Below are 13,304 nucleotides of genomic sequence, written 5' to 3' on the forward strand. Positions count from 1 at the left end.
TACATCGGAACCTTGACGCGGACCTTGCGCGGCCGTTCGCTGCCATTGCCCTGGATCAGCACAGTGATGACGCAGGAATCTCCGGAGGGCTGGGCGGACAGAAGCTGGCCGCCGGTTTCGGCCACGACCTGCTCGGCCGCCGCCGCGCAGTCACCGGTAACGTCCACCAGTATGCTCATGCCGTTATCCTGCGGAGCCGCCGCCGAAAGCCCGGCGGCCAGGGTTGCTAAGATCGCCGGAGATGCCATCGCCTCTACTTCCACCGAAAACGCGTCGATACCAGTCGAAAAACCCGTCGCATCCGGCACAACCGCATGCGACGACACTTCAAGTTTTTCACGAAATCACGGCGGTATCGCAAGCCCGTATCACGCTTTTGCGCGCCATGTTCCATAGTGCATACTTAACCAACCCCGCCTGAATGGCAAATGAATGGGCCGTTTTCCTGTCATTCCCGCCGGCTTTGGCCGATGGCGTGACGGGCGGAAATCCGCCCGTAAACCGCCAGCAGCGCGCCCGCCGCCCCGCAGAAGGCAACGAGCTGATCAGCCAGCGCCCCCTGCTCCTCCACCCCGATCTCGACGCCGGCGAGATGCAGCAGCGAGGCGAGAATGGCAAGTGCCGCGCCCCAGACGGTCTTGGAAAGATACCATGGCTTCGATTCGTTCATGTCGCGTCTCCCTTCAAATTAGAGTGAAACCATTTTTTCCGCCGCATCCCCGAGCGGCACCCGGCGCCCCATCTGGCGAATGCGCAGCGACAGCGCCGCCTGCGGCCCGCCGAAATCCGCCGCCTCGAATGCCGACGGATAATTGTAGACCGGAGCGGTCACTTCGACGCTGCGGCGCACGAGCGATCCATCGAGGATCTCGACCCGGTAACGCTCCTCCGGCTCGTCGAGCGCGATATCGGCCGCATCCCAGTCGTCGGCGTCGTATCGCCCGCGCCGCACCCAGGTGAAGCGGATGTCGCCGCCGGCCAGACGCCGGCCGCTCAGATGCACCGGCGCCAGCGGCGTTTCGGCGCGAATGCCGCCGGCAAAGGCCTGCGGCGCGGTCGCGCCCTGCCCGCCCGCGGCTTCCGCAATCCAGTTCAACGACAGGCCGATCTCTTCCGCCATCAGCCCGAGCGGCCGGACGGCCGAATCGAGGAAAACGACGCGGGCTCCCGCTTCCGCGCCTGCCCGCATCGCCACATCGCTGCCGCCCAGCCCGCGCAGCAGGCCTGTGAGACGCCAGCGGCCGGGGGCGATTTCCTCGCCCGCGCTGTAGCAGAGCACTTCCCAGCCGCCATCGCGGCACCGCACCGCGAGACGGTTTTCGCCCGCCAGCACGGCGGCACGGGCAGCACTCGCCGCCGCGCCAAAGGGCAGGTCGACGGTCAGGCTGTTCGCCCGGTCGAAACGCCCGAGCACGCCCGGCGACAACGCCGCTTGCAGGCTCCCGATCCGCGCCGGACGCTCCAGCGCCGCGCGTGGCCGAAACCCTTCCGTTCCCGCCGAAGACGACAACACGCTGCGCCGGAACGGCTTCGCATAGAGCGCGGCGCGGGCGAAATCGCCGGAGGGGCCTCCCTCGAAACGCGGCAGATCGAGAAAGACCAGCAACGGCGCGAAGGGAAAGACCCCGCCGCCACCCGGCGCCGGCTCGTCCTGTGGCGAGGGTGGGCGCGTGGCGGTGGAGGCGGCGAAGGCGCGGGCTTCCACATGCCGCGTTTTGCCGTCCTCGATGCGGGTGACGAGGAAACGCCCGCCCGGCCCGGTCGGCAGTTCCACCGCATCGCCGGTCTGGAGATCGAGATCAAAGGGCGCGAGATCGAACCTGACCGAGCGGCGGGCGACGAACTGGTCGCGCAGCAAGGCTTCCGCCCCCGCCAGCGCCATCTCCTTGGCAAGGCTGGCGGCGAGATCGCAGCGCAGCACCCGGTCGTTGGTAACAGCCACCCGGCGCGAGCGGCTGCTTGCCTGCTCATAATCGAGGAACTGGTCGTAAAATCCGATGATCGCCTCGCCGGCATGATCGGCGTCGTGATTGCGGTTTTCCGTCCAGAGGGGCTGGCCATCGATGTCGGCCAGCACGTCGATCACTTTGGCCGGTCGGCTCGCCTTCAGCCGCGAACGAAACCGCAGGATCGGCCCATCCTCGTAAGCATCGACCTGGAAGGCGAGCATCAGCGGCTCGATCAGCGCCCGCGCCGAAGCGATCTCGCCCTGCACATAGCCCGGAATATCGCCGCTGACCTCCTCGACGTCAAAAGCGAAAAAGCCGTGATCGCGCAGGACGGCGGCGATGACCTCCGCCAGCGTTCCGGCCCCGAGACGGCCGTTCATCCAATGGCCGGTCGTCCAGTTGCTACCATCGCTCCACACCTTCTTTTCCTGCGGGAAAGCCGGGAACGGCCGCGCATCCCAGGTCCAGACGAAGGACTTCGACGCATCCAGCATCCCGGCCGGCGCCTCCGCCCCCGTCCAGTGATCGTGATGGGCCTCCAGAAACCGGCGCTGCATGCTGTCGAGCCGCATCCAGTTGGAGAAATAGGGCGCAAAACTCTCCGAGGATTTCGGATCGACGAAAACATTCGGCTGGTTCGCGCCCTTGTCGATGGCCGGGCAGCCGAGTTCGGTCAGCCATACCGGCTTCATGCCCGCAAGCCATGCGGTGGGCGTTCCCGCCTCCGCGCCGCCGATACGGTCATAATGCCGGTTCGACCACCAGCCGTGGATGTCCTTGTAACGGAAGACCCAGGGTGTGGCGTCCTGCCTACCCTTGTGAGTCGGCGACGGAAAATCAATGATTTAGATGATCGATTTCCTGCAACCCTTTGCAAGGCTTCTGGCATTCCCGCGTTGAAAACGGCCAGTTTCTGCCATTCCTTTGTGAGGTCCGTAGCTTAAATCGGCCTGATCACCGTTCGCTATGTCAACAAGTTTGCCGAGCATTCGAATCGAATTGCCCGCGTCGAAATCCGATACTACCATCAAACGTATTCAGAGACGCTCGCAGCCCCGGAGATCAGGTGGACACGTTATTTAAAGAGGAACTCGAGTTCTCGCTGCCTGCGCAGTTCGATCTCGCGGGAAAGGTGCATGGAGCAGTCGTCCGCAAGGTGAAACACCCCAAGCGGACGGTTTCACTGAACGCGAACGAGTTTGCCAGACAACGTCTTCAAGGCGTTTTTCTTCGATCCCTTGACGGGCAGCGGGAGATCGCTGTCATTCCGCGGAAAACGGATGTCCAACTAGACGCAGCGGAAGTCCTCCGTCACCCCGAAGCCTCTTCGCTCTCGGCAATGCGCGCCTCGTCTCAGGTCGGCGTGTGGGTGAGACCTGTAGCGGCGGAGCCGACAGCTATCGGACTTCCGGAATTCGAGATAGAACTCGCCGCGATCCGACAGTCTTGGCGCGATGCCTTTCGGTACGACGAAGAACTCGTGGTCGACGGTGTCGTCCAGCAAAAGGGGCTTCGTACTCCGCAGATCGGCGCGATACACGCTGCCCTCGGCCACTGGACCTCGTCGAGCATTCCAGCCACGATCGTGATGCCGACAGGGACCGGAAAAACCGAGACCATGTTGGCACTGCTCGTCGTCGCTCAGATCGAGCGACTTTTGGTCGTCGTCCCGAGCGACGCTCTTCGCACGCAGATTTCCGATAAATTCCTCGAACTCGGTGTGCTGAAGGAGTGCGGTAGCGTCGCTGCGAACGCCAAGCTTCCAGTCGTTGCAACGCTCGACGAAATCCCGAAGTCCTCGCAGGAGATCGATGATATCTTCCTCCGTGCGAACGTCGTGGTCACCACCATGGACGCGGTAGCCAAAGCGGACGTGGCTGTTCAGCAGCGCATGGCGGAACTGACAAGCCATCTCTTCGTGGATGAAGCCCACCACATTGGCGCGAGGACATGGCGGGAATTCAAAGCCCAGTTCGGCAACAGCCTTGTTCTTCAGTTTACAGCGACGCCGTACCGAACGGACGGCCGACGAGTTGATGGAAAATTCATCTACACGTATCCTCTGAAAAAGGCCTATGCCGAAGGGTACTTCCGGAAAATCCACTTCAAGCCTGTATATGGCCTCGACAGGGACGCCGGCGACGAGCAGATCATTCTTGAGGTCAAGAACACCCTGCGCAGTGACGAAGCGAAGGGGCATGTACACCTCGCGATGGCCCGATGCAGGACGATTGAGATCGCGACCAAGCTGCATGCGCTGTACTGTCGGATGCTCCCCGAATTCAATCCGCAGGTCGTTCACAGCAAGCTCTCTGGAAAGGCAAAGGCCGAGGTTCTCCGGAAGCTTCGAACACGCGAAAGCAGGATCATCGTCTGCGTGGACATGCTTGGCGAGGGCTTCGACCTTCCCGACCTCAAGGTCGCGGCGTTACATGACAAGCACAAAAGCGAGGCCATCACGGTCCAGTTCGTAGGACGGTTTACCCGCACCCGCAAAGACCTCGGTGACGCAACGATCATCGCCAACGTGGTCGCCGCCGGCATGAAGGAGAGCCTCCAAGCGCTCTATGCTGAAGACGCGGACTGGAATTTCATCCTGGAGGGGCTTGGGACCCGTAACACCGCCCGGGAGGAACGGCGGCAGGAAGTCTTCGAGGGGTTCGACCAGCCTCCGACCACCTTCCCGCTGGAACAGCTTAATCCGCGGCTTGGTGCCGTCGTCTACGAAACATCATGCGACCGATGGGACCCGAGCAAAATCGAAGAAGCTTATCCCGCTGGCTGGATCATTGATGGGCCGTCCATCAACCACGCAGAACGGCTTGCAATCTGGGTTCTTCGAAAGGAGGAAAAGCTCCGATGGACGCCGCTGAAGCAACCGGTCGACACCGCCTTCCATCTTTATGCGTGCCACTGGGATGACGAACGGAATTTGCTGTACGTCAGCAGCTCGGACCTGAGCGACCTGCATTCCAGGCTCGCCGAAAAAGTCGCAGGATCGGACGTCAAACGAATTCGGGGCAATCAGGTCTTTAGGGTTCTCGACGGCTACAAGCGCCTCATACTCAGCCATCTCGGCCTCTCGGAAGCTGTCAGGAAGCCAATCCGGTATTCCCAGTTCATGGGTACCGACATCGCGCCGCAACTGACCGATGACCCAGCGAACCGTGGCCGCATGAAGACCAACCTGTTTGGTCAGGGTTACACGAGTGCCGGCAAGTCGACGATCGGCTGCTCGATGAAAGGGAAAATCTGGTCCTACGAATCGGTCCACGGTTTTGCGGGCTGGATCGACTGGTGCAAAGAACTCGGCAGGAAATTACAGGACTCGACAATAACCGAAGAGGGCATTCTCCGCAGACTCGTGCAGCCAGTGAAGCTCGACAAACTGCCAGCCAAGCACGCGATCGCCATAAGCTGGCCGGAAGCCATCCTGCACACGAATGACGACAAGATCGATCTCACGTTCGGGGATACAACAGTCCCGCTTTACGACTGCGACATCCGAGTTATCGACCAGAATCCAGGCTCGGACATCGTGATGAGGATTGGCAACGATACCCATTTCAACGACCTGACGATGACCGTGGACGACATGGGCGCACACTACTCGGGCAACACCGATGGCGGCGTCCGCATCGGCAAGAAGACGATGGACCTTGTTGCGTGGTTCAAGGAAGACCCGCCGCATATCTACTACGCCGACGGCAACATGCTCTTGGCTTCCGAGCTGCTCAAGCTGCCGGACGACCACGCGCCCGCGTTTAACCCGGAAAAACTGGTGCCCAAAAGCTGGGTCGGTGTCGACCTCAAGAAAGAGTCCCAGGGGAAAGGCAAAGACCCCAAGAGCATTCAACGTCGGGTCATCGACGAACTGCTTCAGGCCGGCGACTACGACGTGGTGTTTGACGATGACGGCGCGGGCGAGTCCGCGGACGTGGTAGCCATCAAGAGAGAGGGTGACGTCCTGACTGTCGCGATGTTCCACTGCAAGTATTCGGGCGGCGCGCAGCCAGGCGCTCGTGTCGATGACCTGTACGAAGTCTGCGGCCAGACACAAAAGTCAATTCGCTGGCGGGAACACCCGGACCTCCTACTGGCCCGCTTGCGTAAGCGAGAGGCAGACAGCCTCAAAAGGCACGGGGTGTCGAGACTGGAAAAGGGAAAGATCACTGACCTCATAAACTGGCATAACCGCTGGAGCGAGTTCGATTACCGTTTCGAGATGACAGCCGTGCAGCCAGGATACTCGAAAGCCGAGGCTATTCGTCAGCAGGATAAGGGGCAGCTTGAAGTGCTCGCGGCAACCCAATCCCTTCTAATGGACACGTGGGCAATCCCGTTCTCGTTCCAGTGCAGCGCTTGAGCATACCCATCCCAGTCCGTTTAGGGCCGCCTGGATACACAAAAGGGCTCAATCCATTTCTGGAGAGCGCCCTTTGTGTATCCAGGCGGCCCCGCGCTCGCCGAACTGACTGCGACAGGCCATCGAAACGGGTGATGCCCCATAAATGGGTTCGCCCGCTCGAATTTCAAACCCATCAATCGAGCTTCAACTTGCGACCGATGCCAGCCAAGGTTCCAGGTCGCGACCTTCAAGTCCCTTGCCTGAGTGTTGAAATATGAGAAGACGACTATCGAGAGAATGATTGAAATCCGTGCCATCCACCTGCCCCTTGGGATCAAGCCACACTCTGAGATTGATTTTCCGAGCTTATAATCTATCGTTGGAATTTCAATTGAGGGTGGAGGACAGCTTGGTTTCGGGATACGACAAGAACCCGCCGGACCCCAGTTACGAACCTGATCTCGGACCAGGCGGGACGTTGTTCGTCCTTGCCGTCGTCGCCTTCGTAGTTCTCGGCTCGCTTGGCTGGGTATTCATAGGTTAGTCCGTCAACGCGACAGCGATTGTCCGCTAGGGCAAACAGTCTCAATACGCTCTGATACTGAGAGCATTGAGCACCTCTGGCGTGATAGTCCCTGTAACCTTCAGGCCGTAGTCCTCCTGCATTTTTGCCAGCGCGACCTTGGACTGCGGCCCGATCTTGCCATCGATCACACCGTCATAATAGCCGTATAGGCTGAGCGCGTTCTGCACCTGGATCACGATCTGCTTGAACTTGTCCGAGTTCCCCGGAAGGACTTTGAGCTCTTGCTTTAATGGTACCGCCGACAAGTCGCCCGAAGCGGTGACCGAACTATCCGGCGTATAATCAGGCTGCGCCTGATATGTACGGGTCTTGGGCAGGACGGGGAGCACCTGCTGGGGTTCATAGTATCTTGGCGTACGATAGACGTAACCGGTGCCACTGGAAGACCGATGGCTGGAGTGGGAGCGGTGGCTGGAATGGGACCGGTGGCCCGCCAGCGTATAGACGTGTTCAAGCTTTAACCGTTCGAAGATCGAAACGGAAAGGCTCTTCTTTTCGACCACACCCGCGAGGGGCATAGCGTCCGCCTTGCTCGGTAAAAAGCCCGCCGCAAGCAACGACGGAATGGCGAATATCCGTGTTTTCATAATGGTGAAATCCCCCGAAATCCCTCATCGTGTTTATACCATTCAAAAAAACCGCCACAAGCTGCGCGCGCACCACAGCTCTCGCATGACGCCAGATACTTTCGCTTCCAGTCGGAGATCGTAGACGGAGCGAGATGGCGGTACGGCCGCGGGACGGAGCAAAGCGGAAAATTATACAATGCGGCCTCGATGCCGCGCGCGCACACCGTATTGATGGCGGACCTGAGCGCGCTGAAGTCAGACGACGTGTCCATGAAGCTAGAGGTCCAGTTCATTCGGCCATAGCCGATGCGTTCCATCTGCATCAAAGCCCACACCGAGATGAACGGTAGGCGATTGCAGATGTAGTTCGCCAATGCTGGTAGCTCCGAGAAGTTCTGGCGCATCACTACGGTGCGGAGTTCTACTGATGCCCCAGCCAGCATGAGGTTCGAAAGCGACCGCTGCAAGCGCTCGAAGGCACCCCGTTTTCCGACGATCTCATCGTGAATCTCCGGCGATCTGGCATACAGCGGGATACCCCACAGCACGCGTTCGACGCCAATGCCCCTTAGGCGTTCCGCATCGGTCTCCTCGAAATGCTGTCCATTGGTGAGGATATGAAAGCGGACATCTGGCCGTGCGATCGCCGCCGCCTCCAGGAAGGAGAGCATCTGTTCCCTATGGAGCATCGGCTCACCGCCGGAAAGACCGATGTAAGCACGATCTGGCGCTAGTTGGACGGCTTTGAGAAACTGCGGGAAGAGATCGACATGGTGCTTCTTCGGCGGTTGCGAACACATCACGCAGAGCTGGTCACACTGCTCGGTGATCAGGAAGGTATTGTGTGGCGAGGCCGCTCTGACGAGACGGTGCGCGCTGCCCTGTTCAGGCAGAACCATGATGACGTCGCCGTCTAGGTCCATGCCATCCGGCGCATGGACGACCAACGAAAATCCATTGTAGTCAAACTCGAAACGACCGACTTCTCGGTCTACGAGGATGGCATCGTCCTCGCTTGAGGCCGCATCATAGCGAAGCCGTAGAACCAAAGGTTCAACCGCCGGGAACGGTTCGATCTTGAGCCGGAGATCGATCATGCGTGGACTTTGGCGATAGCAGGGTCGTACTCCGGCATTCCAGCCCAGATGGCGACAGATTTGCGGACCTTGGGGTCTTCGGAATAGATCAGTTCGAATACCTTGTCGAAGAGATGAGTATGCCGTCGGCAGAAGTCGGTATCGTGTTTGGGCATGTCGATGCGACCATAACGGGATAAGTCGTCGACCAGGTCGACGCCGCAGAACGGCTGATAGCTGCAGTGGACACAATCCGGGTGGAGGTTGTTCGTCGCCTCGGCATTCAGCGCGTCAACCGTCACCGAAGAGAGACCGGTACGAACATTTCCCATGGATAGATCGATGCGGCCGATCCTCGTAACCATACGAGCCTCGTCGGTTGGGTAGAATACGCCGTCGTGATCGATCACGAGGTAGCTTTGGCCAAGCACGTTCGGATTTCTGAGGTCGGAATGTCCGTTGTGGCCCGATCGCAGCACGCGCCTCAGACAGTGGACGAAATAGTACTCTTCCACGGGTTCGTTTGCTGTCCAGTTGTAGTCGATCATCGCATCGATAAATTCAGCATGGTAGGCATTCCATCTCACAGCGCTGTCCAAAGCCTGGAACTGCTTACGGGCAAACCCCTGGTAATTGACGGGACGGAGATATATCGAGCGCATTTCAAAGCTCGTGAAGCTCTCGATGACCGAACGCGGGTCGGGCAGGTTCCTAACGTCGAGTGTCGGTAACGCTGACACTTTCGAGGGGCCGAGAATGTCGATAGCGCGACGCAGATTGCCAAAGAATTCCGCCGTGCGCTCGGCCGTTATCGTTCTTTGTCGTTGATGCACTGATGCGTTCGCATCCAGAGAGGTGCTGACATAAGTATCGTCGGCAGAAATGAAAGCCCACTCTCGGGTGCCCAACTGATGCAAGTTTGTGCATACGACGAACTCAACTACGTCAAAGCGCTTGCGGCAGAACTCCCTCACCCTTTCCAACAAATCGATCCGAAGAAGCGGTTCGCCGCCTTGGAACTCGACCTTCATTCTCGTCGTCTTGAGGCTGTCGAGGAACTTCAGGGTCGCTTGGAGCGTGGTTTCGTCCCAGTCGAACCCCGGCGTGTTCTCGTTCACTCTCGACACCTGGCAGTAACCGCAAGACAGATTGCAACGCAGCGTCGGTACGAGGATAACGTAGTCGAGGTCGCCAGGCGCGTAGAGACGCTTCGCCCATCGATACATAAATGCATTGAAGGAGTAGTCGTCGATTTGCCGATAGACGTGACCGTTCTCCTCGAGGAAGGAGAGGTCCTCGTCGGTGAGCATGCCTTTCGCGTAGCGGATCAGGAAGGTTTCGTCAGACCGAAAGAAACCACCGGCATCGTCCGCGAACAGGAAGCTGCCGTCATCCCATTGCCGGAACTTGAGCGGGAAGACATTCATCGGCCCATCACTCCTCTGACAATGGCTTCGCGAACCGCGAATGTGTCGGCATAGATTTTCTGTCGATAAAGGACAAAGTTGAAGTCACGGACGGCGGCGTCGATGTCGCCTCCCTTCGAGACCGCAATAGAGAGTGGCGGTCCGCGCTCGACCGACGAACCAGGATACAGATAGGCGAACCTCGCGATCGCGACTTCGAGGTAAGGCAGGAACCCGTCATCGACGTGAACCTCCCGGAAAAGCAATGTACCGGCCCCCTCACCTGCGTCTCCTGCCGCCGCACCCTCGGCATCCGTGTTCACAGGTTGTCCTCAATTGGTTTGTAGCAGGCTTCCAGATTGCCAACGGCATCCTTTGACAAGGACTTCCAATCAGACCCCGAGAATTCAAAGCGCTCTACGTAGCATTTATCGTCGTCGTAAGATGCCCACTGGGCAGTCAGGAGCCTGCTCGACAGGCGATACTTCAACGCGAGATACATGTTCTCCTCACCACCGCGGGGAAAGTTGAATGCCTGCCCCGTGCGGTTGCTCGCAACGACGACGAACGAACAGCCCGATCCACAGCCGATCTGGATTACAGAGTACTCCCCCGCAAAACTCGGTCCTGCCTTCATTCCGTTTTTGATCCTGGTCCGGAACGTTTTGAACATAACGTCCCTTCCTCTGAAATCCGGGTAGTTGGTGACGCCCGTGTAGATGTCCGAGACGTCGTAACCGTTGTCAGCTTTCTTGCTGAACTCCACCGTTTTCGCGGAAACCGCTCCCCATGAGATCGGCGCGTATCCAGCGTCGAATGTCTTGTTCGCTCCCCATATCGTGTCTGCGTACTCCCGGTCAGCGAGTATGAGCGATGTGAGCTTGGCATGCTGGCCGACGATATCAGCAAGCTTCGAACTACCGTTCGTGGCCTGAAGAGCTGCCATTTCAGGTGGCGAGATACTGGTGACGAACGTGGCAATCTCGTTGCGGCCGGCGATTTCGTAGGAATTGAGCAATGCCAGGGTACCGTCATCCATAACCGTAACGGCTGGTCGCTCCCCGAATATGAGGCCATTGTGCCCAAACCTGGCACGCACGTCATCGAGTGTCGTTTCGCCAAACTTGAAACCCTCGAAATCGGAATAGGCTCCCGCCCCTTGGCCGCCCCAGTCGGTTTCCGCGTAGACGATCTTTCCGCTCGAACGCAGAAAGGTCGCCGATAGCGAGTTTCCGCCTGGAAGCGCGAACTTAACAGCCGTATGGGGACCGAGAGCCTGCGACGAACTCGGCGCGACACCAAGCTGATTCAGAGCCGATTTATCGCTACCGATATTGACGCCCGAAAGTGATTGAGCTCGGGCATGAGACAGTTGCGTCAGCGCAAGGGTGACGGCGACCATAACGCAGCTCGAAAATGCGGTCGTTCGACCGCACAAACTAGGGCTGTCTACAATTCTATTCCTAAGCATCTGCGGTATTCACCCCACTCACATCCCTCAGCCTCATATATACCCGGTTGCAAAACGGTCGGCTAGCCAGTCAACCATCACGATAATTGGAAACAAGCCGTTCATTTGGACGCGCTAGGGGAGAAGCTCGATGTAACCGTTGAAGCGGTGGCTGCACCCCGTCATCTGCGCGTCCGTGAAAGCTTTGATGTTTCTGGAAGGTACTTGAAACCAAGGTAATTCACCCTGTCATTTTGATTGATCACTTAACGAGACGATGCTGAAACCCATCCGGAAGACAGCAGACTTTTTTCGGCTCCTAGCCGCGCGACTCCGGCGGCACGACCGAACGGACTGCACTATATGCCAGATATTCAACAAATCAGTAGAACCCGGCATTGATTGAGACGAAGATCGAGCTGGGCAAAGAATTCGCAGCGAAACAAGGATGGTCTGAACCGCGCGGGCGCTGGGCTTGGAACCTTCCGAAGCTGATCCGTTCCATTGTTTCCGAATGGCCGTAGTCGCTCCGTCCGCGCGATGACGGCCATGGCCCACGTTCCGGAAAGACTGCGGAAGACCAAAGAAGGCGGGGGCGAGCATCTTTACGGAGCGGTGATCGTAATCAGCCGTTCGTCGATCGCGGGTCCTTTAAAGTAGGTATATTCGAGCGTTACGCCATCGCCCTTGATCGTTGTCGTCGAAGTGCCCTGGAACGCCGATAGAACATCCTGCACCCTCGTCGGCGCGTATCGCGTCGCAAGGGCCGTGACCCAAGCCTCGGCGATAGCCTTGTCCGTATGTAGACGGGCGTCAATGCGACCGTGCAACTGCTGACCACGGCGTCGTAGCAAGCAAGACCTCTGATTTGCGAAGACTTGCTTGCTTTGAAGATGCCGGTATTAGAGTTCCGGAGCGGGTGCTGCACTGTCGGCGTTCTTCGCCTTTGCCGCGTCGATCCGCCTTCTGGCGTCTTGATTATCAGCGTCGAAATCACGGACGAGGTCGAGGTGGTTCATCATCGCCACGTCGATTTCGTTGGCGAGGCCTGTCTGGTCACCCCGAACCGTGAGTTCGATATAGAGGCCACAGAATTCCGCGCTCTTTTCGGCTTTGCCCGCCGTGTGGTCATCGAGACCCACAGGGAAATCCGATGTCCCGATGCATCCAAGTGGCGACTCGAGTTTATCGGCCGGCGCATCTACGGTGCTGAATTTCCATGCCGCCCAAGCCCCTGTATCACTTCTGTCTGAGATAGAAGGCTGGCCGTATTTTTGTACGGCGGCGGCATAGATCGACTCCGTCGTGGGTCGCTGCGAAGGCCTGAGTTTCAGCTCGCGACGCACCGCGAACAACTGGTTGCCGCTTCCGAGACCCGTGAACGCGAACTGCATGCGTTCGTGCTCCATGTCATCCGGATTGGCGATATCGTTGTAGAGCGTCCGGCCGTTCGCAACCCATTCGGAACCTTCTGGGAGCTTCCACTTCGAGAAGCTGTAACTTCAGGACGATGTTCTTGATATCTGGCAAGGACCTGATCGGCATTCATACCCAGTTTCATGCCGTTAATGTCGAATTCAGCCGCATGTGCACCAGTCGCCGAAACAGCAGCCAATACGGCGTATACGCCGAACAATGCACCTTTGCAGCCGTGTTTGAAAGGAAGTGGTTTCCTGTGAGTTCGTGCCAATGTCAGCCCCTATGTAAATAAAGTAACCCCGTGGAGCCGAATGCTCCTTGGCCGACAATCGCGAGGTCATCTTATATTTTGAAGAATTCCGGAGGGGGAGTTTACCGTATGGAGCGAACCTTGGGAGTAAGTTCCGGGATAGCCTTAACAAAGGCAGGACCCTGAAGGGTGAAAATAACCTTACCTTATCTAGCACTGCGACTAGACTTCAAAGTCGCGTTCGCGACCTC

11 protein-coding genes are annotated in these 13,304 nt (G+C 58.5%); 1 reads left to right on the top strand and 10 read right to left on the bottom strand.

What is annotated here, in order from left to right; translation table 11 throughout:
- From GTU70_RS00460 to GTU70_RS00470, 3 genes are all read right to left on the bottom strand, one after another.
- A partial coding sequence (locus GTU70_RS00460) for a hypothetical protein (protein ID WP_166096825.1) occupies positions 1-248 on the bottom strand: 248 nt, incomplete at its 3' end.
- Between the two features lie 200 nt (positions 249-448).
- Positions 449-670, bottom strand: a complete 222-nt coding sequence (locus GTU70_RS00465) for a hypothetical protein (protein WP_166096773.1) — start codon at positions 668-670, stop codon at positions 449-451.
- An 18-nt stretch (positions 671-688) separates the two neighbouring features.
- A complete protein-coding gene (locus tag GTU70_RS00470) occupies positions 689-2,794 on the bottom strand; it encodes a baseplate megatron protein TIM-barrel domain-containing protein (protein ID WP_166096826.1) in 2,106 nt (701 codons plus the stop codon).
- A gap of 221 nt (positions 2,795-3,015) precedes the next feature.
- Between GTU70_RS00470 and GTU70_RS00475 the strand changes: the two genes are divergently transcribed.
- A complete protein-coding gene (locus GTU70_RS00475; RefSeq protein WP_166096775.1) occupies positions 3,016-6,315 on the top strand; it encodes a DEAD/DEAH box helicase in 3,300 nt (1,099 codons plus the stop codon).
- Positions 6,316-6,882: 567 nt separating this feature from the next.
- On the opposite strand, the gene hxsA is transcribed toward GTU70_RS00475, so the two are convergent.
- The 7 genes from hxsA to GTU70_RS00510 form a co-directional block, all read right to left on the bottom strand.
- Entirely contained in the window at positions 6,883-7,470 is a 588-nt protein-coding gene (hxsA, locus tag GTU70_RS00480; protein ID WP_166096777.1) for a His-Xaa-Ser repeat protein HxsA, read from the bottom strand.
- Positions 7,467-8,549 (bottom strand): His-Xaa-Ser system radical SAM maturase HxsC, encoded by a 1,083-nt coding sequence (gene hxsC, locus GTU70_RS00485; RefSeq protein ID WP_166096778.1) that lies wholly within the window; start codon positions 8,547-8,549, stop codon positions 7,467-7,469. Before hxsC ends, hxsA begins: the two co-directional genes overlap by 4 nt.
- Positions 8,546-9,955 (bottom strand): His-Xaa-Ser system radical SAM maturase HxsB, encoded by a 1,410-nt coding sequence (gene hxsB, locus GTU70_RS00490; RefSeq protein ID WP_166096780.1) that lies wholly within the window; start codon positions 9,953-9,955, stop codon positions 8,546-8,548. The genes hxsC and hxsB overlap by 4 nt, the downstream gene beginning before the upstream one ends.
- A complete protein-coding gene (locus tag GTU70_RS00495) occupies positions 9,952-10,257 on the bottom strand; it encodes a hypothetical protein (RefSeq protein WP_166096782.1) in 306 nt (101 codons plus the stop codon). The genes hxsB and GTU70_RS00495 overlap by 4 nt, the downstream gene beginning before the upstream one ends.
- On the bottom strand, positions 10,254-11,336 hold the full coding sequence (locus GTU70_RS00500) for a hypothetical protein (RefSeq protein ID WP_166096784.1): 1,083 nt from the start codon (positions 11,334-11,336) through the stop codon (positions 10,254-10,256). The genes GTU70_RS00495 and GTU70_RS00500 overlap by 4 nt, the downstream gene beginning before the upstream one ends.
- Positions 11,337-11,989: 653 nt before the next feature.
- Positions 11,990-12,238 (bottom strand): hypothetical protein, encoded by a 249-nt coding sequence (locus GTU70_RS00505; RefSeq protein WP_166096786.1) that lies wholly within the window; start codon positions 12,236-12,238, stop codon positions 11,990-11,992.
- 48 nt (positions 12,239-12,286) lie between these two features.
- Positions 12,287-12,793: a hypothetical protein gene (locus GTU70_RS00510; protein ID WP_235914658.1), complete on the bottom strand. Its 507-nt coding sequence runs from the start codon at positions 12,791-12,793 to the stop codon at positions 12,287-12,289.
- Positions 12,794-13,304 lie beyond the last annotated feature (511 nt).

This window comes from Rhizobium flavescens, assembly GCF_011319365.1.

Excerpts from the sequence above, each read along its gene's own strand:
- hxsA (WP_166096777.1), bottom strand. The coding sequence starts at position 7,470 with ATGAAAACACGGATATTCGCCATTCCGTCGTTGCTTGCGGCGGGCTTT.
- hxsB (WP_166096780.1), bottom strand. The coding sequence starts at position 9,955 with ATGAATGTCTTCCCGCTCAAGTTCCGGCAATGGGATGACGGCAGCTTC.
- GTU70_RS00510 (WP_235914658.1), bottom strand. The coding sequence starts at position 12,793 with ATGGAGCACGAACGCATGCAGTTCGCGTTCACGGGTCTCGGAAGCGGC.
- GTU70_RS00465 (WP_166096773.1), bottom strand. The coding sequence starts at position 670 with ATGAACGAATCGAAGCCATGGTATCTTTCCAAGACCGTCTGGGGCGCG.
- GTU70_RS00500 (WP_166096784.1), bottom strand. The coding sequence starts at position 11,336 with ATGGTCGCCGTCACCCTTGCGCTGACGCAACTGTCTCATGCCCGAGCT.
- hxsC (WP_166096778.1), bottom strand. The coding sequence starts at position 8,549 with ATGATCGATCTCCGGCTCAAGATCGAACCGTTCCCGGCGGTTGAACCT.